This window comes from Arthrobacter sp. NPDC055585, assembly GCF_053619115.1.
The window spans coordinates 351,150-375,047 of record NZ_JBSHIT010000002.1 but is presented as its reverse complement, the minus strand read 5'-3'; the positions used below and the strand labels follow the sequence as shown (position 1 = coordinate 375,047).

Below are 23,898 nucleotides of genomic sequence, written 5' to 3'. Positions count from 1 at the left end.
GGATGCTGAAAGCAGCATTACCTCCCCGAACGATTTCCGGGGGCGGGGTCTGAGGGACTTTATCTCCCCGAAAATTGACGAGGGCTGATCTTCCAACCGGTCTGCCGCTCAGTACCGGTTGGCACAGTGACTTGCGGGCATCGGCTGCCGGGGCGGACCGGAGCTTGCCGCCCCGGTTGTCCGCGTCCTGTGTCGCAGTAATGCCCCTCAGCAAGGGGCTGCAGCGTCCTGTGTCGCAACAACGTCGCTATGGAGCGTTCACAGCGGCGTTACCGCGGCACAGGATTCGCAGGAGCAGTCCTAAACGACGTTATTGCAGCACAGGATGATCTGACACGGCACCGCGGGTGGACTGCCGCGGTGGGGTCTCAGGCAGACCGCCGGAGACTGTCACCGGGCGGCATCAATACCTGCAAGCCAGCCCGGCGCCCTGCCCCCGTTCGGCGGTGACAGGGCAGCGGCGTCGATATTCGCCGTCTGCAGCAGCCAGGACACCAGCGAGTTCGAGTTCCACATGTCGCCGTCGGCCATTTTGGCGCCCCACACCAGGCGGGGAACCTGGGGAACGCGCGCAAGCAGGGCGTCGGCGTCGGACGCGGCCAGATTGAACACCACCGGCGCTTCCGGAGCGTACGCGAGGTCGGGGATGATCCCGTCGCGCCAGCACCGCACCTCATACCGGAAGAGCCCGAAGCGTCCCAGCAGCCGGAGGCCGACCGGGCCCGTGGCCACCACCCCGGGGCCGCCGGCGCCCCGGCCCCAGGCCGGCGCCATTTCGACGGCGTAGCGACCGTCCGGGGCCAGGATTTCCAAGGCGGAGTGGAACAGCGGCCGGGGGCGCCGCCGCTCCCGCAGGGAACGCCAAAGCTCCCACCACCGGCTGGTGTGGATCACCACGTGCCCGCCGGCGCCCACCGGCAGCCACCACAGCCGGATCTCGGTTGCCTCCACCGATACCTCCTCTGCTGACGCGGCTGCCGGCATGCAGCCGGGACTAAGCCCTGGCGACTGGCTGCTGCAGTTCAGTCACCCAATCTGCCTGATCCTCGGACTCGGACCGCAGGTACACCTCACGGCACGGGCCTGAGAGCGTGAATCCCCGGGCGATGATCTCGGCGTGCACCGCCTGCCAGCTTTCGCCGATGTGCTCCATCGAGCCCAGGTGAACTCCGCACACGGCAACTGGAACAGCGGGCAGCAGGGCTTCCTCGGCGCCGTCAGGAATGGGACCGGAGCTCGCAAAGCCTGCAATGATCCGCATACCGTCCTCTCCCATGTCGTACTGCGCCACCGGAACCCCGGCCGGCGTGCCGGAGGGGGCCAGCAGTGCTGCGACACTGTCGAAGAGCGGCCCGACGACGCCGGGAACCTCGGGCTGCTCGGCCACTACGGCGCTGCATGCGGCGAGCCGCATGGCAGGGAGGGGCTTTTCAATGATTTCGATCTGGGCCATGGCATTTTCCTTTTCAATGAGGTGGAGCCTGCGCTCGACGTCGATGAGCCGTGCCGCCGCTACCCGCGCCTCTTCCGCGACCTCCGCCTTCCGCAGACGAAGCAGGCCGGCGATCCGGCCTGAGTCCATCCCGGAAGCGAGCATCGCCGAAATATCGTCCAGGCCGAAGCCAAGGGAACGCAGGGCCACGATCCGGTGCAGCCGTTGAAGCTGCGACGGATCGTAGGAACGGTAACCGCTGAACTCATCCACGTGGGCGGGCACAAGCAGCCCGGCGGTGTCCCAGTGCCGCAGCATGCGGTGGGTAACCTGGCCGATCTGCGCGAACGCTCCAATGGATAACATGCTCCAGTTCTCCTGCCTTCCACAGTGTCAGAGTCAAGTATCGCTGGCGGAGGCCCTCCAGCGCGCCGGGGCACGGCTCCGCCTAGGCTGGAAGCATGAGGAATCCGGGGAAGCGCAGCGTGGACTGGGACGGCGCCGCTAACGCGAGGGACCTGGGCGGAATACCCGCGGTCAACGGGTACATCCAGCCCGGGCGGATCTACCGGATGGGCCGCTCCGAATGGCTCACGGCCCGCGGCTGGCAGCAGGCGCATGACGCCGGCGTCCGCACCGTCATCGACCTGCGCAACGCGGCGGAGATCGGCCGGCGTGATACCGACCCCGTGCTGACGCCGTCGGCAGTAGACGGCATCCGGTTCGTGAACCTTCCGACCCAGGAACCCGATGACCCGGACTTCACCGCGCTGACCGGCCCGTACATGAGCTCACCGCGCTTCTATCCGGAGAACCTGCGCCGCTGGCCGGAGAAGTTCGCGGCAATCGCCGCCGCCGTCGCGGATGCCCCGCCCGGCGGCGTCGTGCTCCACTGTTCTGCCGGACGCGACCGCACCGGGCTGGTGACGGCGCTGCTGCTCGGCGTGGCCGGTGTGCAGCCGACGGACATCGCCGCCGACTACCGAACCGCCCTGACCGGCATCAACGACTGGCACCGGACCCAGCAGCAGCCGCGGGAACGACCGCTGGACGACGCCGAACTGGCCGCCCGCGCCGATGCAGCGGAGGGGGAACTGCTGGGTTTCCTGCAGGATTTCGACGCCGCGGCCTATTTGCGCCGGGCTGGAATAGGGGAGGAAACGCTCGCCCGGCTCCGGTCCCGGCTGCTCGACCCCGAACCGAGATGACAGAAACTGCTCGATACAGGCTTCATCCGTGCAGTTTCTGCCATCTCGATGGGACGGGGAGCTACGCCGAGCCCTGATCCTGCATAGTCACGTCACGCCGGGGTTCCCGGCCGCGGCAGGGAACCACCCTGTCATTTGTGGCCAAGTAGAAAAAAGAGCTCCGGTTCCGGCCCTCGTAGGCGCCCGGGACCATCAGCGAGGAGTACCGCTGGCACCACTGGGGCTGGCCAGGGCTGGCCGCCAGCGCCTCTGCGACTAGCGGAACGTCGTGGTGCCACATCAGCTGCTGCTCGCCGTCGAGGACCAGGTAGATCAGGTCGAGTTCGGGGTCGGCGTGGACCTCGACGTCGATCCAGTCGTCGAACCTGAGCAGGCGGCCACCATGGATCCAGTGGATCTTGTGGCCGGGGTAGAAAGCGGTGCAGCGCGGGTCACTGGAGGGAATCACAGCGTGTCCTTCGTGGGAGTGTCCTTGCCCGCTCCGGTTGGATGCGGGCCGCTTCGTCATCCGAACCACCCGCCGAACATTGGGGTTGGTGCATGGCCAGTCGGAGCTTTTCCACACCCGGGAAGGTGCGGAGGCCATGTCTCGTGAAGCAGTAGTTACGTTAGCAGGTGCCGGGGACACCGGTACATCCCTCGAGAGGCCAGTTACGGCTCTTTTCGGGCCTGAAAAGAGCCGTAACTGGCCTTTCGACGGGGGAGAGGGGTACGTGGCCAGGAAAACCGGCGCAGCTTCACCGGCGGCCGCGGCAGGGATGGCCGCCACCCGGGTGCAGGTCGACGTCGGCGGTGATGGCGGCCAGGTATCCCTCGCGGTAACCCGTGGCGTTCGGATGCAGGTTGGTCTGGGGATCGCCGAAGATGATCCACGGATCGGCCGACCCCACGCCATGCCCGGCAAACTCGTCCACCACGTCCACGTAGGTGGACCGCCGGTCCGGCAGCTGAGCGGCCAGTACGGCATTCAGCGCATCCGTGCCCGCGTTGAACAGTCCGGCTGCCTCCGCCGTCAGCAGGCCGGGAACGCCGGCGTCGTCGAAGAGGTGCGGATAGCCCACCAACACCAGCTCGGCCCGCGGAGCCAGGGCCCGCAGCTGTTCCAGCGACTGACGCACCTGCGGGGCCAGCGTCGTTTCGGCGTACGCCTGCGCCGCGGCCAGGGCGGGCCCGCAGGTGGCAGGAAGCGCCGCTCCGGCACAGGCCGCGACAACCTCCGTGAAACGGACGTCGTTGCCGCCGATGGTCAGGGTCACCAGATCGGTATTCCGGTCGATGCTGCCGGCGGCCTGCAGTGCTGCGATTTGCTCCGGCAGGTCCACCGGCCCGGCGGGAGCAGACGGCGGAGTGCTGGCAGCGGTAGCACCGCCGCAACTCACATTGGCATCCAGCTCAACCTTCCGGAGTGCATCCAACAGGGCCGGATACCCTTCTGCGGTCCGGCCGCAGGCATCCAGGAAAGCTCCGCCGCCGACGCCGGCCGCATACGAATCCCCGAGCGCCACGTAGTCGACAGTCCTCTTGTGCCCGCGGTCCCATCCTTTGTTGGGTCCATGGTGTCCGCGGTCCCGGTCTGCACCGGACCCGGCCGCGGTCCAGCCCGGCGGAGCCTCAGCAGCCGCACCGGCCGCAGGCAGCACCAGGGATCCTCCCGTGAGCAGGATTCCCGCGGACAGCAGTGCCGCTGCCCGCCCCCACTTGCGCAACCGGAACATGTCCTTGCCTTCCGCCGTCGTTGTCCGCAGTGCAGTGCTGCGTAACGGAACACGGTAACGGCCGGGCTTCGACGGCGGAACATGAACGCTGCCAGGCGCTGCCCGCAGGCGAAATGTTAGGACAGCTCAGGTCCGGGTGATGTGCCGCACGGCACTCTCATGTAGGCTGGATTCATTACCGACCGTCCGGTCAGTTATCGGCCTGCGCCGCAGCTGCGGCCAGCGGAACCGGCCCGGACTGGCAAACGAACGTCCAGTATCGAAAGGGTCCGTCAAAGATGACCTCAACCGCCATAGACGTGCAAGTCGTCCCCAGTTTCGTCCAGGACGAATGGTGGACCCCGGAGAACACCTCCGCCAGCTCCGCCGAAGTCCGCGATGCCTCCACCGGCGAACTGCTCGCCCTGGTCAGCACCGACGGACTGGACACGGCTGCCGCCGTCGAGCATGGCCGCACCGTGGGCCACCGCGGACTGGCCGGCCTCACCTTCCACCAGCGCGCGCTCAAGCTGAAGGAACTGGCCCAGTACCTCAACGGCCGCCGTCCGGAACTCTACGAAATCTCCGCCCGGACCGGCGCCACCAAGATCGACTCCCTCGTGGACATCGACGGCGGCATCGGCGTGCTCTTCACCTTCGGCTCCAAGGGCCGGCGCGAACTGCCGAACTCCACCGTGGTGATCGACGGAACCGCCGAGGTGCTGTCCAAGGACGGCTCCTTCATCGGCGAGCACGTCTACACGTCCATCCCGGGCGTCGCCGTGCAGATCAACGCCTTCAACTTCCCGGTCTGGGGCATGCTGGAGAAGTTCGCCCCGGCTTTCCTCGCCGGCGTCCCCACCATCGTGAAGCCCGCCACCCCCACCGGCTACCTCACCGAAGCCGCCGTGCGCATGATGATCGAATCCGGCATCCTGCCCGCCGGTTCGCTCCAGCTGATCTCCGGATCCGCACGGGACCTGCTGGACCACCTCGACTACCGGGACATGGTCTCCTTCACCGGCTCGGCGTCGACCGCCAACAAGCTGAAGAACCACACCAACGTCGTCGAAGGCGGCGTGCGCTTCACCAGCGAAACTGACTCGCTGAACGCCTCCATCCTGGGGCCGGACGCTCTTCCCGGCACCCCGGAGTTCGACGCGTACGTGAAGTCGCTGGTCACCGAAATGACGGTCAAGGCCGGCCAGAAGTGCACCTCCATCCGCCGCGCCATTGTGCCCAAGGCACTGGTGAACGACGTCGTTGCTGCCGCTGCCAAGCGCATTGAAGAACGTGTTGTGCTCGGCGACCCCCGCGCAGAAGGCGTCACCATGGGCGCGCTGGCATCGGTGGAGCAGCGCGACGGCGTCCGCTCTTCCGTGCAGACCCTCCTCGATGCCGGCGCGAAGATCGCGTTCGGCAGCCTGGAGGCCCCGGAAACCGTGCAGGCAGACGGCAGCCGCGGGGTCGCCGAAGACGGTGCTTTCATGGCGCCGGTACTGCTGACCTGGGACAACCCCGAGGCTGAGGCGCTGCACTCGGTGGAAGCCTTCGGCCCGGTTTCCTCTGTGGTGGGCTACGAAGACACCGCCGACGCCGTGCGTCTGGCTGCGATGGGCGGCGGCTCGCTGGTTGCCACCGTCTGCAGCAACGACCCGGCAACCGTCCGCGAGGTTGTCACCGGCATCGCCGGCCACCACGGCCGTGTGCACGTGCTCAACCGCGAGACCGCCCGCAGCTCTACCGGCCACGGCTCGCCCGTGCCGCACCTGGTCCACGGCGGACCCGGCCGCGCCGGCGGCGGCGAAGAGCTCGGCGGCATCCGCGCCGTCAAGCACCACATGCAGCGCACCGCCATTCAGGGCTCGCCGAACATGCTGACGGCCATCACCGGCGTCTGGCACACCGGCGCAGACCAGAACTTCGATGAGACACACCCGTTCCGCAAGGACCTGGCCACGCTGAAGATCGGCGACGCGATGGCCTCCGAGCTGCGCGAGGTCACCCTGGAAGACATCACCGCCTTTGCGAACAGCACGGGCGATACGTTCTACGCGCACACCAACCAGGAAGCCGCCGAAGCGAACCCATTCTTCCCCGGCATTGTGGCGCACGGTTACCTGCTGCTCTCCTGGGGTGCCGGTCTGTTCGTGGAACCGGCGCCGGGACCGGTGCTGGCCAACTACGGCCTGGAGAACCTGCGCTTCATCACTCCGGTGGCAGCCGGCGATTCGATCCGCGTCACCCTGACGGCCAAGCGCATCACCCCGCGCGAGACCGACGAGTACGGTGAGGTTGCCTGGGACGCCGTCCTGCACAACCAGAACGATGAGATCGTGGCGACCTACGACGTGCTGACCCTCGTGGAGAAGAAGCGCGCCTAGCCTCCTCGACACATCGAGATCACAGAAACTGCCCGTTAGACGCTTCTAACGGGCAGTTTCTGTCATCTCGGTGGGGAAGTAGGGGGGAGGGACGATGTCAGCGCTTGCCGTGCAGGCCGTCGAACATCATGGAAATGATGTCATCGGCAAGCTTCTCCGCGCCGATCGGGCCGCCGGGCTTGTACCACTCGACAATAGAGTTGATGGTGCCGAAGAGCAGGCGGGTGGTGGTCCGCGGGTCAATGTCCCCGCGCAGTGATCCCTCCGAACGCGCGGCGTCCACGAGCTGGGCTACCCGACGGTCGAACTGGCGGCGCCGTTCAAGCGCATCACGCTCAATATCGGTATTCCCGCGCAGGCGCAGCAGCAGGGTGACAAACGGCAGGCGCTCCGTCAACACATTGATGGTCCCGCGCAGCACGAACTCAAGCCGGGCGTCAGCCGGGCCGGTGGACGCCCGCGGGTCATCCAGGACGCCCTCGAGTCCGCCAAGGGCGTTCTCCAGCGCCAGGCGCAGCAGATCGCCCTTGGACGGAACATGGTGATAGATGGCGGACTTGGTGATGCCCAGGTTCTCCGCCAGGATGCCCATGGACGTCGCTTCGTAGCCGTGGCGGTTGAAGACGTCGACGGCGATGTTCAGCACGGTCTGCTGGTCGTACCCCGGGCGCCCGCGGCGGGAGCCGTTGCCGGCTGCGGTCGTGGAGGACGGGGAAGTCGCGGAACTCGAAGGACTAGGCATCTGGATATTTTCGCATGAACGTTCGGTTGGCCGGGACACCCCCGGCCAACCGAATGGCCATCCCGGCTGCTAGGCCGGCTTGTTCTCCTGCTTGCGCAGGTCGTAGATGCGGCGCAGCTTGCCGCTGGAGCGTGCCAGGGACCCGGGCTCCACCACGTGGATGGCGCAGGAGGAACCGATGTGGATCTTGATCTGGTTCTTCAGCTCAGCAGCTGCCTTGGCGCACTCGTCAGCGGAAGACTCGGCACGGCGCTCGATCTTTACTGCCAGTTCGTCCATGCGGTCCGGGCGGGTGATCTCCAGCTGGAAGTGCGGGCTCAGGGCCGGGATGCGCAGTGCGATTTCTTCGATCTGGCTCGGGAAGAGGTTCACGCCGCGCAGGATGATCATGTCATCGTTGCGGCCGGTGATGCGGCCCATGCGGCGCATGCCCGGACGCGCGGTGCCCGGCAGCAGGCGGGTGAGGTCGTGTGTGCGGTAACGGATGATCGGCAGGGCTTCCTTGGTCAGGGAAGTGAAGACCAGCTCGCCGTGCTCGCCGTCGGCCAGGACCTTGGTGTCATCGAACGGGTCGATGATCTCGGGACGGAAGTGGTCCTCCCAGATGTGGGCACCGTCCTTGGTCTCAACGCATTCACCGGCCACGCCCGGGCCCATGACCTCGGAGAGGCCGTAGATGTCGCAGGCGTCGATGTCCATCATCTGTTCGAGCTCATGCCGCATTTCCTCGGTCCACGGCTCGGCGCCCAGTACGGCGTTCTTCAGCGAGGTGGAGCGCGGATCAATGCCGGCGCGCTTCATGGCGTCCGCGATGGTCAGCAGGTACGTGGGGGTGGCCAGAATGGTGTCCGGCTCGAAGTCCTGGATCAGCTGGATCTGGCGTTCGGTCTGGCCGCCGGACATCGGGATGACCGTGCAGCCGAGCTTCTCGGCGCCGAAGTGGGCACCCAGGCCACCGGTGAACAGGCCGTAGCCGTAGGCGTTGTGGACCTTGTAGTTGGACTTCACGCCGGAGGCACGCAGCGAGCGGGCCACCAGGGTTCCCCAGCGGTCAAGGTCGCCCTTGGTGTAGCCCACCACGGTGGGGCGGCCGGTGGTGCCGGAAGAAGCGTGGATACGGGAGACCTCGTCCATCGGCACGGCGAACATGCCAAACGGGTAGCTCTGGCGCAGGTCTTCCTTGGTGGTGTACGGGAACTTGGCCAGATCCGAGAGTTCCTTGAGGTCCTCCGGGCGGACACCGGCGTCGTCGAACTTCTTCGTGTACAGCGGCACGCGGTCATAGGCGTAGCGGACCGTCTCCTGGAGGCGGGTGAGCTGCAGGGCCTCGATCTGGTCCCGGCTCATGAGCTCCTCGGCGTCGAGGGTGGCGGGATCTGCTGCGGTGGCCTTAATTGCGGAGGCGGTATTCATTGCGTAGAACCTTCGGGGGAGAGGGGTGGGGCTTGATTGTGCAGTGTTGGGAAGGAAAACGAAAGGGCAGGATCCGGCCGGAGAGCGGCGGACCCTTTAGGCTCGGCGGGCGGGATTGGGAATGGTTCGTGAGCGGCCCCTGAATTCAGCGATGACGCGGGTGGCGCCGTCCGGGGACTCGGCGGTGACTTCAATGTCATAGACGCCGCTGCGGCCTGCCGCTGCACGGCGGCTGGCCTCTGCCCGCAGCTTGTCGCCGGCACGGGCTGAGGATATGAAGTTGATATCGGCACCGGAAGCCACGGTGATCGTGTCCATGTTAGCCAGCGAGTCTGCGCCGGACGGGTTGCAGGCCAGCGCGAAAGCGGTGTCCGCGAAGGCGAACACCATGCCGCCATGGGCGATGGAGAAACCGTTGAGCATCTCGGGGCGCAGGTCCATGGTGATGACGGCGTAGCCGTCGGCCAGATCCTGGACCGAGATGCCGAGCCACTCGGACGTGGCGTCGTGTTCAAGGATGGGATGTGCCAGGCGCTTTTCGCGGACCGGGGCGGTGACACCGGAGTCAGCCATGGGAACCCTCTCTTTTCTTTACCGAATGTTCATTAGGTAATCCTGTGAGCGTTATCACTGTCAAGTTGAAGCCGGGTCACGGTGCTGTGTGACGCCCGTCCCGCCGCGTAACAACCCGGCCCTCCCAGCCTGCTCATAGGCCCATGGTCTAACCTGTTGGAGTGACCTTTGCCACAGCAGCGCCAGGTGCCCTGCAGCCCAAGTCCTCTCTCTTGCCGGAATGGCTGGATCCCCAGGTTTTCCTTTCCGACCCCGCCATCGGCCCGTGGGTAGTGCTGCTGATCTGCGGAATCGTCTTCGTGGAGACCGGCCTGCTTATCGGGTTTTTCCTTCCGGGAGACTCCCTTCTTTTCACCGCCGGACTGCTGGTGGCCACGGGTGCAGTGCAGATCAACATCTGGGTGCTGATCCTGCTGATCGCCTTGTGCGCCTTCGCCGGCGACCAGCTTGGGTATTTCATTGGCCGCAAGGCGGGCCCGGTGGTCTTCAACAGACCGGAGTCCAGGTTCTTCCACCAGGAGAATGTGGACCGGGCGGAGGCGTTCTTTGCCCGCCATGGCGGCAAAGCCGTGGTGCTGGCCCGCTTTATTCCGGTGATCCGCACCTTCACGCCCGTGGTGGCCGGCGTCGGACGGATGCACTACGCAACGTTCATTGCCTACAACGCAATCGGCGGTGTGGTCTGGGCGCTGAGCGTCACGATGCTCGGCTACGTGCTGGGGGACCGTGTTCCGTTTGTGCGGGACAACCTGGACCTCATCTTCCTCGGGGTCATCGGCCTGACGCTCGTATTTGTTGTCCTGGGCCTGTTCCGCCCCGGGCGCCGGCAGCAGCGCGCGACGAAGCCGGCAGCAGAAGGGGCGGCGGAGAAAGACGCGCCCAAGCCCCGCACAGGGAAAACCCGGCCGCTGCCCCGCCCCCGCCCCGGTGCGTCGGAAGCGGGCGGGGTGGATTAACGCCGAAAGCCGGGCGCCCGCACGGCACCCGGCTTCCGCCGTCGTTCTTCGCTGCCGAGCTACCGGGCCGCAGCGGCCGGCGAGCTGACGCCGGGCAGCAGGTCCCGGGCGTCCAGTGCCGAGAGCACAAACGCGTAGTCCCAGGCACGGTCCTTCCAGGCCTCATAGCGGCCGGAGGCGCCGCCGTGGCCGCCGTCCATTTCAATCTTCAGAACAATCGGCTCGGAACCGGTGGTCGTTTCGCGCAGCTTGGCCACCCACTTGGCCGGCTCCACGTACAGCACCCGGGTGTCGTTAAAGCTGGTGACAGCAGCGATGCGCGGGTAGTCGACGGCCCGTACGTTCTCATACGGGCTGTATTCGCTCATGTAGCGGTAGACCTCGGGATCGGTGATGGGGTTGCCCCATTCCTCCCACTCCAGGGCGGACAGCGGCAGGTTCGGATCCAGGATGGTGGTGAGCGCGTCCACGAACGGGACCTGCGCCACGATGGCCCGGTACTTTTCCGGAGCCAGGTTCGCGACGGCGCCCATCAGCAGTCCGCCTGCGGAGCCGCCCATGGCCGCAATCCGCGCCGGATCAACCCAGCCCGAGGCTGCCATGTGGTCGGTCGCGGCCACGAAGTCGGTGAAGGTGTTCTTCTTGTTCAGCTTCTTGCCCTGGTCGTACCAGGCCCGGCCCATCTCGCCGCCGCCGCGGATGTGCGCCACCACAAAGATGACGCCGCGGTCCAGCAGGGAGAGCCGGGCGATGTTGAAGGCCGGGTCCATGGAGATTTCGTAGCTGCCGTAGGCGTAGACCAGGGCGGGGTTGGACCCGTCGCGGGCCACCTCGGCCCGGCGCAGCACGGAGAGCGGAACCCGGGTGCCGTCCTCCGCCGTCGCCCAGTCGCGTTCGGCCACGTACTGCGCAGGATCATAGCCGCCGCGCACCGGGGTTTCCCGGCGCAGCTCAAGCTCGCCGGTGGCCAGCACGTAGTCATAGACCCGCGGCGGCGTCAGATAAGACGTATAGCTCAGCCGGATGATCGGCGAATCGTACTCGGCGTTGGTCAGCCCGGCGGTGTAAAGCTCCTCGTCAAAGGCCGGCTCCGCGGGTGCCGCCTGCCCCGGGGTGCCGATCCCGGCCAGCGGCAGGATCTGCACGCGCTCGGTGGTGTCCTTGCGGACCGAAACCAGGATGTGCGTGGAGGTGACGGACACGCCGTTGACCCGCACGGCGTCGTCGTGCGCCACCACGGTCTGCCACTGCTGCCCGGACAGCGGCTTGGCGAACTCACCCTCCGCGACCAGGGAGACCATGGAGTTCAGGGCGTCCCTGTTGTGGGTGATCAGGTACTGGCGCTCACCATCGCGGGTGAACGGCTCGGCTTCGTAGAGGATCCGCTCGCTGCGCGGAATCAGGGTCCGGACGGTGTCCGCGGCGTCGTCGAAATCCATCACCCGGTATTCGCTGTACTCGGAGCAGCTGATGCCGATCAGCAGCTGCTTCCGGTCTGCGGAGAGGTCGAAGCCTGTCCACATGGCGACGTCGTCCTCCTGGTAAATCACGGTGTCTTCGCTGACATCCGTACCTAGGGTGTGTGCCTTGATCTGGTACGGGCGCCAGGAATCGTCGACGACGGTGTAGAAGACGCGGGTGCCGTCCGGGGAGAAGGTGAGGGAGTAGAAGACGTTGGATACGACGTCGGGCAGCAGTTCCCCGGTGCGCAGGTCCTTGATCCGCAGGGTGAAGCGCTCATCCCCGGCGTTGTCCTCGCAGTAGGCCAGCAGGTTGCCGTCCTCGGTGACGGCCAGGCCGCCGAGCGCGAAGAAGGGCTTGCCTTCGGCCTCGGCATTGCCGTCGATCAGGATCTGCTCTCCGGGGACGGGAACACCCGGTTCGACGACGGGAGGCGTCCAGTCCGCGTGCAGGTCGCCGGTGTCCTGGGCTGCGGTGCGGCAGTGGATCGCGTACTGCTGGCCCTCCACGGTGCGGGTGTAGTACCACCAGCCGCGCTTGCGGGCCGGAACGGAAAGATCAGTTTCAACGGTGCGGGCCTTGATCTCCTCGAAGATCTCCTGCCGCAGCGGCTCCTGGTCTGCGGTGACTGCGTCGGTGTAGGCATTCTCCGCGTTGAGGTGCTCCACCACCTCCGGGTTTTCCTTCTCCCGCAGCCATTCGTAGTCATCGGTGAACGTTTCACCGTGGTGGGTGCGCTCGACGGGGACTTTTTTCGCGGCCGGGGGAGTGGGTGTAGTCATGAACCCGAATATATCTAGCCCGCCAACGGCTTGCGACGGGCAGCGCCGGCTTTATGCTCGCGGCGGAGCGGCGGTGCGGCTGGGAGGTGCGGCTAGCGCCCCAGCAGGATCCAGGCGCTGAACATGCCCGCGGCAGCGAAGAACACCCAGTTGGCCAGTACCAGCACCAGAGTGTGGGTAAAGGGCCGGCGGACTGAACCAGTCACCCGCACCGGCTCGTCAGCGGCGGGACCGCGCCGGAACTGGGACCAGAGCGAGGTGGCCAGCAGCAGGCCGCCTCCGGCAGCGGCCACAGGGAAGGCAGGGAGGGTGAGGATCACAGCGCCGCCCACCGTCCAGTACAGGAGCAAATGCGCCAGCACGACGACGCCGAGCAGGGCAAGCGGGCGGCCGGCCCGTCCGGCAAGCGCCACGGGCAGGAAGCGCGGAGCAGCTCCGGCAGCGAGCAGGAGGGTCAGCACCACGGCCAGGCCGCTGGCGGTGATGCCCAGGACCCCGCCGGTGGACGCCACGGCGGCGGCAACTGCGCAGAAGCCGAGCAGCCCCAGCAGGATCGGCACCAGCAGGTGTACGGCGAGGCCCGGTGCAGACGCGTCACCAAGGCCCGGCCGGATCCGGGTGCTTGAACCGCTGCCTGCCATGCTCTGCTTCCTCCTGCCTGTGCCGATAGATCAAAGGTATCCGCTGGTACGGCATGCAGCCGCCACCGGGCCGGCGCAACGCAGGCGTAAAAAGGGTTCCCGCCTTGACGTGCGATCGCTCACACGCATATTCTGAACGAACGGTCGGTAATTATTGGCCGAACGACTTCCGCGGAGCTGTCCGCGGCCCGTGGAAAACAGTGAGGTGACATCTATGGCTACGCAGACAGACTTGTACGCAGTCCCGGCCCAGCAGGATGATGACGCAGCCGGACAGGCAGCATTCGATGCGATCATCGCCGACGATTCGCGGATCGAGCCGCGTGACTGGATGCCGGAAGGCTACCGGAAGACCCTGGTCCGCCAGGTTTCCCAGCATGCGCACTCCGAGATCATCGGCATGCAGCCCGAAGCCAACTGGATCACCCGCGCACCCTCACTGAAGCGCAAGGCCATCCTCCTGGCCAAGGTTCAGGATGAAGCCGGCCACGGCCTTTACCTCTACTCCGCAGCCGAGACCCTCGGCACCCCGCGCGAGAAGATGACCGAAGACCTGATCGCCGGCAAGGCCCGGTACTCCAGCATCTTCAACTACCCCACCCGCAGCTGGGCTGACATGGGTGCAATTGGCTGGCTCGTTGACGGCGCCGCCATCTGCAACCAGGTCCCGCTGTGCCGCGCCTCCTACGGACCCTACGGCCGTGCCATGGTTCGCATCTGCAAGGAAGAGTCCTTCCACCAGCGCCAGGGCTTCGAGATCCTGCTCGAACTCGCCAACGGCACCGAGGCTCAGAAGCAGATGGCCCAGGACGCCATCAACCGCTGGTACGCACCGGCGCTGATGATGTTCGGTCCGCCGGATGATGATTCCCCCAACTCCCGCCAGTCCATGGCCTGGAACATCAAGCGCTTCTCCAACGACGAACTGCGCCAGCGTTTCGTCGGCATGATCTACGAGCAGGTCAAGGTCCTTGGCCTGACCCTCCCCGATGACCAGATCCGGTTCAACGAAGAGACCGGCAAATGGGAGCACGGACCGCTGGACTGGAATGAGTTCAAGGAAGTCCTCGCCGGACGCGGCCCGTGCAACTCGCAGCGGCTGGCCCGCCGCCGTGAAGCACACGAAGACGGCGCCTGGGTGCGCGAAGCAGCAGCCGCATACGCGGCAAAGCAGGCACGAAAGACAGAGGTGGCATAAGCATGGTTTCCGGTTCCACAACGGGCGACGACGGCACCAAGACGGCGGCAACGTCCGGCTCGGTAGCTCCTGACACGGGCGTCAACGCGGCCTGGCCGCTCTGGGAAGTATTCGTCCGTTCCTCCCGCGGCCTCTCCCACGTCCACGCCGGTTCGCTGCACGCGCCCGACGCCGACATGGCAGTGCGCAACGCACGCGACCTTTACACCCGGCGGAACGAAGGCGTTTCCCTCTGGGTGGTTCCGGCCGAGGCGATCATCTCTTCCGATCCCGACGCCAAGGGCCAGTTCTTCGAGTCCCCGCAGGGCAAGGACTACCGGCACGCCACGTACTACCGCAAGTCTGAAGGGGTGAAGCACCTGTGAACACGGACAGCGCCACCCGGATCACCCCGGGCAATGCCCTCCGCCCGGAGGACATCGCGGCCTCTGACGCCAAGGCGCCCGAAGCTGTCGCAGAGTACGCGCTGCGCCTGGGCGACGACGCCCTGATCCTGGCCCAGCGCCTGGGCTGGTGGGTTGCCCGCGCTCCGGAGCTGGAAGAGGACATCGCTCTTTCCAACATCGCCCTGGACCTGCTCGGCCACGCCCGGTCCTTCCTCACCTACGCCGGCACCGCCTGGGACAAGACCGAGGATGACCTGGCGTACTGGCGCGGCGAAGAGGAATACCGTTCCGCCCACATCGTTGAGCAGGAAAACGGCGACTTCGCCAAGACGATCGCCCGCCAGCTGGTGGTCTCCTTCTTCCAGTACGAGCTCTACACCGCCATGCTCTCCTCCCAGGACGAGACGCTGGCGGCCATCGCAGCCAAGGCCGTCAAGGAAGTCGACTACCACCGCGACCACAGCGCCCAGTGGGTGCTGCGCCTGGGACAGGGCACCGAGGAATCACGCACCCGCATGATCCGCGCCCTGGAACTGATCTGGCCGTATGTTGGCGAGCTCTTCGAGGATGACGACCTGGTTCGTTCCCTCGAGGGAATCGCCGTCCTGCCCTCCACACTGCGGGCAGCCTTTGATGAAAAGGTCGGTGCCGTGCTGGCTGAGGCCGAGCTTACGGCTCCCGAGGTGCAGCCCGCACCCGGCGGTGGACGCCGCGGCGAGCACAGCGAATACCTCGGCTACATCCTGGCTGAACTCCAGGTCCTGGCCCGCCAGCATCCCGGCGCAACCTGGTAACAGCGATGAACGAGACTGAGGCAGCACCCGCCGCCGACGCCGCAGCCAGCACGCAGCTGCGTCCCACGGATCCCGCAGCAGCGGCAGCGTGGGACGTCGCCGCGACAGTCTGCGACCCCGAAATCCCGGTCCTGACCATTGAGGACCTGGGTGTTCTGCGGGCCGTGGATGTGCAGCAGGACAACTCGGTGCGCGTGGCCATCACTCCCACCTACTCCGGTTGCCCCGCCATGGACGCGATCCGCGACGACGTCACCGCCGCGCTGGTTGCCGCCGGCTACGGACCGGTCCGCGTGGACCTGGTCCTGGCCCCGGCCTGGACCACGGACTGGATGAGCGAAGCCGGCAAGACCAAGCTCAACGAGTACGGCATCGCTCCGCCCACGGGCCGGGCAGCTGCCGGACCCGTCCGGCTGGGCCTGAGCGTCAAGTGCCCCCAGTGCTCCTCACTCAACACGCGTGAAATGACACGCTTTGGCTCTACTTCCTGCAAGGCGCTGTACGTCTGCCGCGACTGCCAGGAACCCTTCGACTACTTCAAGGTGCTCTAAACCATGACAACCTCCACCACCGAGGCAGGCGCAGCTCCCGCCTCGCGCCGCACCGCCTTCCACCCGCTGACGGTCAGTGCTGTCCGCCGGCTCACCGAAGACGCCATCGAAGTCACCTTCGCGGTCCCCGAAGAGCTGACCGGCTCCTTCGATTACCTGCCCGGCCAGTACGTTGCCCTGCGCACCACCCTGGACGGCGCTGAGATCCGCCGCAGCTACTCCATCTGCGCCGAGCCCAAGCCCGGCGAAATCCGGGTAGCCATCAAGCGTGACCTCGGCGGACGGTTCTCCACCTGGGCGAACGAAAACCTGAAGGCTGGGGACGTCCTGGACGTCATGAGCCCCACGGGCGGCTTCATCTCCAAGCACCCCATGACGGCGCTGAACCACCCTGAGGACATCGACGTTACCGACGAGAACGTGTTCGTCGCCGTCGCCGCCGGGTCCGGCATCACCCCGGTCATCTCGATTGCCCGCACCGTGCTGGCCGCTTCCGAGAACGTGCGCTTTGACCTGGTCTACGCCAACAAGGCAGCCATGGACGTGATGTTCCTCGAGGAACTCGCGGACCTGAAGGATAAGTACCCGGCCCGGTTCGCCCTGCACCACGTGCTCTCCCGCGAACAGCGCATTTCCCCGCTGCTCTCCGGCCGGATCGACGCGGAGAAGCTCTCCGCCCTGATCGAATCCGTGCTGCCCACCCGCGACGTTGATGAATGGTTCCTCTGCGGCCCGTTCGAACTGGTGCAGCTGTGCCGCGACACCCTGGCCGAGCGCGGAGTCGACTCGGAAAAGGTCCGCTTCGAACTCTTCACCACCGGCCAGCCCGGGAAGCCGGAAGGCCAGATCGGCCGTCCGATCCAGGTTGATCCCTCGGCAGACAACTTCGAGATCAGCTTCCGGCTGGACGGGCTGCAGGGCAAGGTCGCCAGCCCCACCCACGCCCGCGAATCGATCCTGAACGCCGCCCTGCGCGTACGTCCGGACGTTCCCTTCGCCTGCGCCGGCGGCGTCTGCGGCACCTGCCGCGCGAAGGTGGTCTCCGGAACCGTGGAGATGGAAGAAAACTACGCGCTGGAACCGGATGAGATCGAAAAGGGTTACATCCTGACCTGCCAGAGCCGCCCCACCAGTCCCGAAGTCACCGTCGACTACGACGCCTAGGAGCGAAGCCACCGATGAGCGAGCAGAACCAGTCCATGGTCGAACTGACGATTAAGGACGGGGTCGCCGAGGTTGTCCTCAATGCCCCGCAGAAGCTGAACTCCCTGGACGAGCAGGCCCTGGCAGACCTGTCCAAGGCCTACGACGACGCCGCTGCCGCCGGTGTCCGTGCGCTGCTGCTGCGCGGTGAAGGCCGGGCCTTCTGCGCCGGACGTGACATCTCCGGCGTCGTACCGGCAGAGGACGACGCCTACGCCTACCTGGGTGACCTGGTCACGCCGCTGCTGAAGAAGATGGCTGCCTTCCCGGCACCCACCTTCGCGGCGGCGCAGGGTGCCTGCCTCGGCGTCGGACTGGGCCTGCTGGTCGCCACAGACGTGGTGTACGTGGCGGACAACGCCAAGATCGGCTCCCCGTTCGCGAACCTCGGTGCCACCCTGGATTCAGGCGGGCACTGGCTGTTCACCGAACGGCTGGGGGCCCACCGCACCCTGGACCTGATCTACACGGCAGACCTGATGAGCGGCGCGGAAGCCGTGGCGGCCGGTCTGTTCAGCCGGGTGTTCCCGGCCGATGAGCTGCTTGAAAACACCCGTGTCACGGTCGCCCGTGTAGCGTCCGGTGCCACCGGCGCCTTCCGTGCCTCCAAGGAACTCGTTGCGCAGATCCGCGATGCCCGCCTGGGTCTCTGGGACTCCGTTGAAGACGAGAACAAGGCCCAGGGCGTGCTGTGCGGCACCGAGGACTACGCCGAAGGTTTCGCCGCCTTCAAGGAAAAGCGCAAGCCGGAGTTCAAGGGCTAACCAACCTCCGCTCTGCACCCCGTCATTACCCGCCGAGAGGCCAGTTACGGCTCTTTTCGAGCCTCATAAGAGCCGTAAGTGGCCTCTCGGCGGGATTGGGGGCGCCCGTATTCGACACGGCGTCGAAACTTCGGGAGAATTACAGGGCCGGATGCGACCCCGCCCGGCACACGGTGCCTGAGGAGGACCGATGACAGCGCGTGCCGCACGGTTGGTGCGCGGCTGGGCCGGAGCATTCGCGGCCACGGCCGTAGCTGCTGCGTCGCACGTGCTTGGCGGCGGAGCCGCCCCCGAACCTGCCCTTGTGCTGTTCTGCCTCGCCGTCTCCGGCATGGTCAGCTGTCTGCTGGCTGGACGCGGACTTTCACTTCCCCGGCTCGGCACCGCCGTCGTCTTCAGCCAGGGCCTGTTCCACCTCATTTTCAGCTTTGGCTCGGCGCCGGCCGCCGTCGGCACACAATCCGGGCACGCCCACCACGCAGGAACCTACCTGGCCGACGCCGGTACGGCCGCAGCAGCGGGATCGGCAGCTGCCCCGGCACACGGCCTGATGATGTGGCTCAGCCACGCGCTGGCCGCCGCAGCAACGGTATGGATCGTGGCCCACGGCGAGCGGACGCTGGTGCGCCTCATCGAGGCGCTCGGTGTCCGTCCCGGCGCACTCCTGCCGCTCTTCCGCCCCGCCCACCTGCCCCGTCCCGCCGCTGCGGTCCTGGCTGTCCGACCGCTGGGACTGCGCAACCTTGGCATTCCGCTCCTGACGCTCCGGCACCGGGGCCCACCTGCTGTATTCGTGTCCGCCTAGGCGCATCCGCGCATCCACACGAATCCCAGTTCCGCTCCGGAACGGAAAGCAGCTATGCCCACCACTTTTTACCGCCAGGCCCGCACGCGTGCCTCGCTTCTCGCCGCAGTTCTCCTCGCCGCCTTGGCTGCGGTTCTCTTCCTCGCAGCGCCGGCACATGCGCACGATGAACTCGTGTCCTCCAACCCGGCGGACGGTGCCGTCCTGGAAGCCGCTCCTTCCGAAATTGAATTGGTCTTCAGCTCAGAGCTCATGGACCTGGGCAACCAGGTCATCGTTGAAGATGCCGCCGGGACCAACCTGGCCGAGTCCGAGCCGGTCCTGACCCGGGAAACCCTGGTCCAGGCCCTCCCCGCACTCGATGCCGGGGACTACAAGGTCAACTGGCGCGCAGTCTCCAGCGACGGACATCCGATCACCGGCACCTTCAGTTTCACGGTGAACGCCCCGGCGGGTGCGGAGGAAACTCCCGCCGCGTCGGCCACCGAGTCCGCCACCCCGGAGGCCACCGCCTCCGCCAGCCCGGCTGCCAGCGAACCCGCTCCGAGTGCAGCGGCGAACCCGGCAGCTGAAGAGTCCGAGTCCCACGTGCCGTGGGCCCTTGCCGGTGCCGGAGTCGGCGCCGCCGCAGCTCTGGCCGCTTGGGCAATTGTTGTCCAGGTGAAGAAGCGCCGCAGCACCAAGGCCTAAACAATCCGCCGCCTGCGCGCGGCAGTCATTTCCCGCGGCCTGCCCCGGCACCGGCCGCCCCATACCCTTGCCCGCGCCCTGACGCGCGGAACACACCTTTGGAGTACCGAAAATCATGAAGAAGTTCACCCTCGCCGCAGCCGTCCTCGCTGTCTCGGCTGCCTCCCTTACCGGGTGCGGATCATCCACCCCTGTAGCCGAAACTTCCCCGTCCGCAGAGGACGCTGCGGCCCTGTCCATGTCCGGAGCATGGACCAAAGCCGCCGAAGCAGGCGGGATGACCGGAGCCTTCGGCACACTGGAAAACTCCGGCGGCGAGGACATCACGGTCGTCGCCGCCACCTCCTCCGCAGCTTCTACCGTGGAGCTCCACGAGGTGGCCATGGACGACGACGGCGCCATGGTGATGCGCGAAATCGAAGGCGGGTTTGTGGTCCCCGCAGGCAGCGACTACCTCCTGGAGCCCGGAGCCAGCCACCTGATGCTGATGGGCCTGACGGATGGCCTGCTGGCCGGAGACACCGTGACCATCACCCTGGAACTGGCCGACGGGTCCACCCTGGACGTCGACGCCGTAGCCAAGGACTTTGCCGGAGCCAACGAAACCTACGGCAGCGGCGAAGGCCACGGTACTGAGACCCACGGTACTGACACGCACGGTACTGAGACGCACGGTGGTGGGGAAACCCACGATTCCGCTGATCACTGATGAGCCAGGAAACCGCACCCCACGGCGTAGCCCGGCGCCGCCTGCTCTTCGGCGGCGCGGCGGCAGGCCTGGGCGCCGTCGCCGCTGCCGGCGGACATCTGGTTGGGAGCCGCGGCGCGGCGGACCTGGAACGGACGGGACTGGACGAGGCAGGCAGCAACGGCCGGGAAACGGTTCCGTTTTACGGGCTGCACCAGGCCGGCATCGCCACTCCTCCCGGGGCATACGCGGCCTTTGTTGCCCTTGACCTGCGTGAGGGCATCGAACGGGACCGGATCGGGTCCTGGCTTCGGATGCTCAGTGACGACGCCGCTGCCCTCACCCAGGGGGAACCGGCACTGGCGGACTCTGAGCCGGAGCTGGCCCGGAACCCGGCACGGCTGACGGTGACCCTCGGGTTCGGGCCCGGCCTGGTGGCCGCCGCGGCACCCCATCTGGCCCCCGCCTGGCTGGGACCGCTTCCGGCTTTCAGCATCGATGCACTCGAAGACCGCTGGAGCGGCGGAGATCTGCTGCTTCAGCTGTGTTCCGATGACCCGTTGTCCCTCGCCCATGCACAGCGGATGCTGCTCAAGGACAGCCGCGCGTTCGCCGTCGTGCGCTGGATCCAGCCCGGGTTCCGCCATGCCTACGGCAGCGAACCTGCGGGCACCACCATGCGCAATCTTTTTGGGCAGGTGGACGGTTCAGCGAACGCGCTGCCGGGGACTCCCGAGTTTGACCGGGTGGTGTGGGGCGACGCCGACATTCCGGCCTGGCTGGAAGGCGGCACTTCGATGGTCGTCCGCCGGATCGCCATGAACCTGGACACCTGGGATGAGCTGGACCGGCGTGGCCGGGAGGAAGCGGTGGGGCGCAGGCTTGCCAACGGCGCCCCGCTCACCGGCGAAAAGGAGCACGACGAACCGGATTTCGACGCGGTGACCGGGCTCGGTTTCAAGGTCATCCCGGAATACGCGCACATGCGCCGGGCCCGGCCGGAGAACCCCCGCCAGCGGATCTTCCGCCGCGGATACAACTTTGACGCGGCGCCGGAGCCGGGCGGCCCGATCTCCAATGCAGGGCAGATCTTCGTGGCGTTCCAGGCTGACGTCGCGGCGCAGTTCGTGCCGATCCAGCAGCGCCTGGACAAGCTGGACCTGCTCAATGAGTGGACGACGCCGATTGGTTCGGCCGTCTTCGCCGTGCCGCCGGGTGCCCGGGAGGGCGGATTCGTGGGGGAGGAGCTCTTCGCGTAGGGATTGCCCGCCCGCCGGTGGTCCCGCTAGGTTGGAAATGTCAGCATGCTGACTAAATGTTTCCTCCCCTGCGGGGCATCACCGAAAGGCCACGATGACGCAAAGCTACGATCCGAACAACGATCCCGCCAATCCGGACAAGCCCAAGGAAGCCGACCACGCCGAAGCCCAGAAGGGCCCGGGCACGGCAGAGGGCACCGGCAACCATGCCGGCAGCGGTGAGAAGGGCAAGCGGGTCAACCCTGATCCGGCGGAAGGCAACATCACCGGTCTGGAGCCCGGCGGGGGAGTTCCTCCGGGGGAGACGCCTCCGGCCGAGGATCAGATGAGCATGGACCAGGGGCACGACGAGAACTGACCGTCCCGTCCCGCCCCACTCATCGAGATAGCAGAAACTGCCCGTTTGGAGCTCCAAACGGGCAGTTTCTGCTATCTCGGTGAGGGAAGGGCGGGCAGGGCTAGCGGACGTCGAGGTCCTCGAAGACCAGGAACGTCTGGCTGTCCAGCACACCGGGAGCGGACTGCAGCTGGTCGAAGATGACTTGCCGCAGGTGCAGGTTGTCCTCCGCCCGGACCAGCAGGATGACGTCGAAGGATCCACCCACCAGGGCAACGTGGTGCACCTCGGGGATCTTGCGCAGCACTTCCTTCAGCTCCCGCCAGGACTGCTGGCGCACCTTCAGGGTGACGTACGCACTGGACCGCAGGCCCGCCTTCACCGGGTCCACCAGTGCAGTGAAGCGGGTCAGGACGCCGGAGCTGGTCAGCTTGGAGATACGAGAATAGGCGTGTGCCCGGGAGATGTGCACCGCCTCTGCCACGGCGCTGACAGAGGCCCTGCCGTCCCGGGTGAGCTCCGCCAGGATCCGCTTGTCGATTTCATCCAATGCCGCCGGCGCCTGGGCCATAGTGTCTACGTCCTTCAAAGTAATCCAGCTCACTTTTACAACTTGTCCATCACAATACGCAGGACGATACAGAAAATCTAGGATTTTCCCCTCCACTGGATGCGAATCGTGCGTTTCCGCATACTGGGCTTACAGAAATTCCACCCACGCCGGAGGAGCCGGGACGCCCGGAAACACTCCGGCATCCGCCGCGGCAGACGGAGATTCCAATGACTATTCCCACCGGGAACACAAGCACCGGGTCCGCAGAGGGCACGCGTCCGGAGGACAACGAGGACCGCACCGCGACCATGCTGCCCTCCGCCGAACCGGTCCAGCTGATCGACGCTGACGGCGCCCACCGGCACAGCGAAAAGTACCCGCTGCCCGACGGCGATGCCCTCAAGGCCGCCTTCGAAGGACTGGTGGCCGGCCGGCGCATCAATGACCAGGCGAACGCCCTGGTCCGCCAGGGCCGCCTGGCGGTCTATCCCTCCTCCCACGGCCAGGAAGCCTGCCAGATCGCCGCTGCTGCCGTGCTGGCCGACGGCGACTGGCTGTTCCCGACCTACCGGGACACCGTTGCCGTCATCCACCGCGGGGTGGATCCGCTGCAGGTGCTGACCCTGCTCAAGGGCGACTGGCACGCCGGCTACGACCCGTACGAGCACAACGTGGCACCCCAGGCGACGCCGCTGGCCACCCAGCTGCTGCACGCCGTCGGCGTTGCGCACGCTGCCAAGCTGCGCGGTGAGAACACCGTGGTGCTGGCCATGTGCGGCGACGGCGCCACCAGCGAAGGCGACTTCCACGAGGCCCTGAACTTCGCCGCCGTCTTCCACGTGCCCGTGGTCTTCTTTGTGCAGAACAACGAATACGCCATCTCCGTGCCGCTGAAGAACCAGAGCGTTGCCCCGTCCCTGGCACACAAGGCCATCGGCTACGGCATGCCCGGTGAGCGGGTGGACGGCAACGACGCCGCGGCGCTGCTGGCCGTGCTGGGCGCCGCCGTCGAGCGGGCCCGCGAAGGCGGCGGCCCGGCGCTGGTTGAGGCGCACACCTACCGTATGCAGGCCCACACCAACGCCGACGACGCCACCCGGTACCGCTCCGAGGACGACGTCGCCAAGTGGGTTCCGCGCGATCCGCTGACCCGGCTGCGCACCTACCTCACCGGTCTTGGGATGCTCGACGCCGCGGCCGAGGAAACCATGACGGCAGCAGCGGAGACCGTCGCCGCCCGCATCCGCGAAGGCCTGAACACGGACATCGTGCCCGAGCCCATGGACCTCTTCAACTTTGTCTATGACCGCCGCACCCCGCAGCTCACCGAGCAGGCTGCACTGCTCACGGACGAGCTTTCCCGGGCACAGGACTAACAGGAGCC

At 66.7% G+C, this 23,898-nt stretch carries 25 protein-coding genes and 1 riboswitch; of the genes, 15 read left to right on the top strand and 10 right to left on the bottom strand.

What is annotated here, in order from left to right; all coding sequences use genetic code 11:
* Window positions 1–390 precede the first annotated feature (390 nt).
* Window positions 391–951 (bottom strand): hypothetical protein, encoded by a 561-nt coding sequence (locus ACWGQ2_RS05565; RefSeq protein WP_452015119.1) that lies wholly within the window; start codon window positions 949–951, stop codon window positions 391–393.
* A gap of 43 nt (window positions 952–994) precedes the next feature.
* Window positions 995–1,798, bottom strand: a complete 804-nt coding sequence (locus ACWGQ2_RS05560) for a MerR family transcriptional regulator (protein ID WP_452015117.1) — start codon at window positions 1,796–1,798, stop codon at window positions 995–997.
* Window positions 1,799–1,893: 95 nt separating this feature from the next.
* On the opposite strand from ACWGQ2_RS05560, the gene ACWGQ2_RS05555 reads away from it, so the two are divergent.
* On the top strand, window positions 1,894–2,640 hold the full coding sequence (locus tag ACWGQ2_RS05555) for a tyrosine-protein phosphatase (RefSeq protein WP_452015115.1): 747 nt from the start codon (window positions 1,894–1,896) through the stop codon (window positions 2,638–2,640).
* A gap of 61 nt (window positions 2,641–2,701) precedes the next feature.
* On the opposite strand, the gene ACWGQ2_RS05550 is transcribed toward ACWGQ2_RS05555, so the two are convergent.
* A complete protein-coding gene (locus ACWGQ2_RS05550; RefSeq protein WP_452015113.1) occupies window positions 2,702–3,088 on the bottom strand; it encodes a hypothetical protein in 387 nt (128 codons plus the stop codon).
* 15 nt (window positions 3,089–3,103) lie between these two features.
* A riboswitch (SAM riboswitch) is annotated at window positions 3,104–3,237 on the bottom strand.
* 140 nt (window positions 3,238–3,377) lie between these two features.
* A complete protein-coding gene (locus ACWGQ2_RS05545) occupies window positions 3,378–4,355 on the bottom strand; it encodes an SGNH/GDSL hydrolase family protein (RefSeq protein ID WP_452015111.1) in 978 nt (325 codons plus the stop codon).
* A 278-nt stretch (window positions 4,356–4,633) separates the two neighbouring features.
* On the opposite strand from ACWGQ2_RS05545, the gene paaZ reads away from it, so the two are divergent.
* Window positions 4,634–6,718: a phenylacetic acid degradation bifunctional protein PaaZ gene (gene paaZ, locus ACWGQ2_RS05540; protein ID WP_452015109.1), complete on the top strand. Its 2,085-nt coding sequence runs from the start codon at window positions 4,634–4,636 to the stop codon at window positions 6,716–6,718.
* 97 nt (window positions 6,719–6,815) lie between these two features.
* Here the strand turns inward: paaZ and ACWGQ2_RS05535 are convergent, their stop codons facing one another.
* The 3 genes from ACWGQ2_RS05535 to ACWGQ2_RS05525 form a co-directional block, all read right to left on the bottom strand.
* Window positions 6,816–7,460 carry a TetR/AcrR family transcriptional regulator gene (locus ACWGQ2_RS05535; RefSeq protein ID WP_452015107.1) on the bottom strand — a complete coding sequence of 215 codons (645 nt, stop codon included), beginning with the start codon at window positions 7,458–7,460 and terminating at the stop codon, window positions 6,816–6,818.
* Between the two features lie 69 nt (window positions 7,461–7,529).
* Window positions 7,530–8,873: a phenylacetate--CoA ligase PaaK gene (gene paaK, locus ACWGQ2_RS05530; protein ID WP_452015105.1), complete on the bottom strand. Its 1,344-nt coding sequence runs from the start codon at window positions 8,871–8,873 to the stop codon at window positions 7,530–7,532.
* A 96-nt stretch (window positions 8,874–8,969) separates the two neighbouring features.
* The gene (locus ACWGQ2_RS05525; RefSeq protein WP_452015103.1) at window positions 8,970–9,446 is read right to left on the bottom strand and encodes a hotdog fold thioesterase; all 477 of its coding nucleotides are present in this window, start codon (window positions 9,444–9,446) and stop codon (window positions 8,970–8,972) included.
* Window positions 9,447–9,607: 161 nt separating this feature from the next.
* Between ACWGQ2_RS05525 and ACWGQ2_RS05520 the strand changes: the two genes are divergently transcribed.
* Window positions 9,608–10,402 (top strand): DedA family protein, encoded by a 795-nt coding sequence (locus tag ACWGQ2_RS05520; protein ID WP_452015101.1) that lies wholly within the window; start codon window positions 9,608–9,610, stop codon window positions 10,400–10,402.
* Between the two features lie 59 nt (window positions 10,403–10,461).
* Here the strand turns inward: ACWGQ2_RS05520 and ACWGQ2_RS05515 are convergent, their stop codons facing one another.
* Window positions 10,462–12,645 carry a S9 family peptidase gene (locus tag ACWGQ2_RS05515; protein ID WP_452015099.1) on the bottom strand — a complete coding sequence of 728 codons (2,184 nt, stop codon included), beginning with the start codon at window positions 12,643–12,645 and terminating at the stop codon, window positions 10,462–10,464.
* Between the two features lie 92 nt (window positions 12,646–12,737).
* Entirely contained in the window at window positions 12,738–13,286 is a 549-nt protein-coding gene (locus ACWGQ2_RS05510; protein ID WP_452015097.1) for a hypothetical protein, read from the bottom strand.
* 214 nt (window positions 13,287–13,500) lie between these two features.
* Between ACWGQ2_RS05510 and paaA the strand changes: the two genes are divergently transcribed.
* The 11 genes from paaA (at window position 13,501) to ACWGQ2_RS05455 (ending at window position 21,982) form a co-directional block, all read left to right on the top strand.
* Entirely contained in the window at window positions 13,501–14,484 is a 984-nt protein-coding gene (gene paaA, locus ACWGQ2_RS05505; protein ID WP_452015095.1) for a 1,2-phenylacetyl-CoA epoxidase subunit PaaA, read from the top strand.
* 2 nt (window positions 14,485–14,486) lie between these two features.
* Window positions 14,487–14,849 carry a 1,2-phenylacetyl-CoA epoxidase subunit PaaB gene (gene paaB / locus ACWGQ2_RS05500; protein ID WP_325791826.1) on the top strand — a complete coding sequence of 121 codons (363 nt, stop codon included), beginning with the start codon at window positions 14,487–14,489 and terminating at the stop codon, window positions 14,847–14,849.
* Entirely contained in the window at window positions 14,846–15,664 is an 819-nt protein-coding gene (gene paaC / locus ACWGQ2_RS05495; RefSeq protein ID WP_452015093.1) for a 1,2-phenylacetyl-CoA epoxidase subunit PaaC, read from the top strand. Before paaB ends, paaC begins: the two co-directional genes overlap by 4 nt.
* Before the next feature lie 5 nt (window positions 15,665–15,669).
* The gene (gene paaD / locus ACWGQ2_RS05490) at window positions 15,670–16,215 is read left to right on the top strand and encodes a 1,2-phenylacetyl-CoA epoxidase subunit PaaD (RefSeq protein WP_452015091.1); all 546 of its coding nucleotides are present in this window, start codon (window positions 15,670–15,672) and stop codon (window positions 16,213–16,215) included.
* A gap of 3 nt (window positions 16,216–16,218) precedes the next feature.
* Window positions 16,219–17,379, top strand: coding sequence for a 1,2-phenylacetyl-CoA epoxidase subunit PaaE (gene paaE, locus ACWGQ2_RS05485; RefSeq protein ID WP_452015089.1), 1,161 nt, complete (start codon window positions 16,219–16,221; stop codon window positions 17,377–17,379).
* Window positions 17,380–17,414: 35 nt separating this feature from the next.
* Window positions 17,415–18,182 (top strand): enoyl-CoA hydratase/isomerase family protein, encoded by a 768-nt coding sequence (locus ACWGQ2_RS05480; protein WP_452015364.1) that lies wholly within the window; start codon window positions 17,415–17,417, stop codon window positions 18,180–18,182.
* Between the two features lie 190 nt (window positions 18,183–18,372).
* The gene (locus tag ACWGQ2_RS05475; protein ID WP_452015087.1) at window positions 18,373–18,987 is read left to right on the top strand and encodes a hypothetical protein; all 615 of its coding nucleotides are present in this window, start codon (window positions 18,373–18,375) and stop codon (window positions 18,985–18,987) included.
* A 54-nt stretch (window positions 18,988–19,041) separates the two neighbouring features.
* Window positions 19,042–19,677 (top strand): copper resistance CopC family protein, encoded by a 636-nt coding sequence (locus tag ACWGQ2_RS05470; protein WP_452015085.1) that lies wholly within the window; start codon window positions 19,042–19,044, stop codon window positions 19,675–19,677.
* Window positions 19,678–19,792: 115 nt separating this feature from the next.
* Window positions 19,793–20,386, top strand: a complete 594-nt coding sequence (locus tag ACWGQ2_RS05465) for a copper chaperone PCu(A)C (protein WP_452015083.1) — start codon at window positions 19,793–19,795, stop codon at window positions 20,384–20,386.
* The gene (locus ACWGQ2_RS05460; RefSeq protein ID WP_452015081.1) at window positions 20,386–21,624 is read left to right on the top strand and encodes a Dyp-type peroxidase; all 1,239 of its coding nucleotides are present in this window, start codon (window positions 20,386–20,388) and stop codon (window positions 21,622–21,624) included. Before ACWGQ2_RS05465 ends, ACWGQ2_RS05460 begins: the two co-directional genes overlap by 1 nt.
* Window positions 21,625–21,718: 94 nt before the next feature.
* The gene (locus ACWGQ2_RS05455; RefSeq protein ID WP_452015079.1) at window positions 21,719–21,982 is read left to right on the top strand and encodes a DUF6480 family protein; all 264 of its coding nucleotides are present in this window, start codon (window positions 21,719–21,721) and stop codon (window positions 21,980–21,982) included.
* A 100-nt stretch (window positions 21,983–22,082) separates the two neighbouring features.
* On the opposite strand, the gene ACWGQ2_RS05450 is transcribed toward ACWGQ2_RS05455, so the two are convergent.
* The gene (locus ACWGQ2_RS05450) at window positions 22,083–22,532 is read right to left on the bottom strand and encodes an Lrp/AsnC family transcriptional regulator (protein WP_452015077.1); all 450 of its coding nucleotides are present in this window, start codon (window positions 22,530–22,532) and stop codon (window positions 22,083–22,085) included.
* A 209-nt stretch (window positions 22,533–22,741) separates the two neighbouring features.
* Here ACWGQ2_RS05450 and pdhA point away from each other — a divergent pair, with 209 nt between their 5' ends.
* Window positions 22,742–23,890 carry a pyruvate dehydrogenase (acetyl-transferring) E1 component subunit alpha gene (pdhA, locus tag ACWGQ2_RS05445; RefSeq protein WP_452015075.1) on the top strand — a complete coding sequence of 383 codons (1,149 nt, stop codon included), beginning with the start codon at window positions 22,742–22,744 and terminating at the stop codon, window positions 23,888–23,890.
* The last annotated feature ends 8 nt before the right edge of the window (window positions 23,891–23,898 follow it).

Coding starts and splice junctions, on each gene's coding strand:
- ACWGQ2_RS05560 (WP_452015117.1), bottom strand. CDS start 1,798: ATGTTATCCATTGGAGCGTTCGCGCAGATCGGCCAGGTTACCCACCGC.
- ACWGQ2_RS05555 (WP_452015115.1), top strand. CDS start 1,894: ATGAGGAATCCGGGGAAGCGCAGCGTGGACTGGGACGGCGCCGCTAAC.
- ACWGQ2_RS05545 (WP_452015111.1), bottom strand. CDS start 4,355: ATGTTCCGGTTGCGCAAGTGGGGGCGGGCAGCGGCACTGCTGTCCGCG.
- paaZ (WP_452015109.1), top strand. CDS start 4,634: ATGACCTCAACCGCCATAGACGTGCAAGTCGTCCCCAGTTTCGTCCAG.
- ACWGQ2_RS05535 (WP_452015107.1), bottom strand. CDS start 7,460: ATGCCTAGTCCTTCGAGTTCCGCGACTTCCCCGTCCTCCACGACCGCA.
- paaK (WP_452015105.1), bottom strand. CDS start 8,873: ATGAATACCGCCTCCGCAATTAAGGCCACCGCAGCAGATCCCGCCACC.
- ACWGQ2_RS05525 (WP_452015103.1), bottom strand. CDS start 9,446: ATGGCTGACTCCGGTGTCACCGCCCCGGTCCGCGAAAAGCGCCTGGCA.
- ACWGQ2_RS05515 (WP_452015099.1), bottom strand. CDS start 12,645: ATGACTACACCCACTCCCCCGGCCGCGAAAAAAGTCCCCGTCGAGCGC.
- ACWGQ2_RS05510 (WP_452015097.1), bottom strand. CDS start 13,286: ATGGCAGGCAGCGGTTCAAGCACCCGGATCCGGCCGGGCCTTGGTGAC.
- paaA (WP_452015095.1), top strand. CDS start 13,501: ATGGCTACGCAGACAGACTTGTACGCAGTCCCGGCCCAGCAGGATGAT.
- paaB (WP_325791826.1), top strand. CDS start 14,487: ATGGTTTCCGGTTCCACAACGGGCGACGACGGCACCAAGACGGCGGCA.
- paaD (WP_452015091.1), top strand. CDS start 15,670: ATGAACGAGACTGAGGCAGCACCCGCCGCCGACGCCGCAGCCAGCACG.
- paaE (WP_452015089.1), top strand. CDS start 16,219: ATGACAACCTCCACCACCGAGGCAGGCGCAGCTCCCGCCTCGCGCCGC.
- ACWGQ2_RS05480 (WP_452015364.1), top strand. CDS start 17,415: ATGGTCGAACTGACGATTAAGGACGGGGTCGCCGAGGTTGTCCTCAAT.
- ACWGQ2_RS05475 (WP_452015087.1), top strand. CDS start 18,373: ATGACAGCGCGTGCCGCACGGTTGGTGCGCGGCTGGGCCGGAGCATTC.
- ACWGQ2_RS05470 (WP_452015085.1), top strand. CDS start 19,042: ATGCCCACCACTTTTTACCGCCAGGCCCGCACGCGTGCCTCGCTTCTC.
- ACWGQ2_RS05465 (WP_452015083.1), top strand. CDS start 19,793: ATGAAGAAGTTCACCCTCGCCGCAGCCGTCCTCGCTGTCTCGGCTGCC.
- ACWGQ2_RS05460 (WP_452015081.1), top strand. CDS start 20,386: ATGAGCCAGGAAACCGCACCCCACGGCGTAGCCCGGCGCCGCCTGCTC.
- ACWGQ2_RS05455 (WP_452015079.1), top strand. CDS start 21,719: ATGACGCAAAGCTACGATCCGAACAACGATCCCGCCAATCCGGACAAG.
- ACWGQ2_RS05450 (WP_452015077.1), bottom strand. CDS start 22,532: ATGGCCCAGGCGCCGGCGGCATTGGATGAAATCGACAAGCGGATCCTG.
- pdhA (WP_452015075.1), top strand. CDS start 22,742: ATGACTATTCCCACCGGGAACACAAGCACCGGGTCCGCAGAGGGCACG.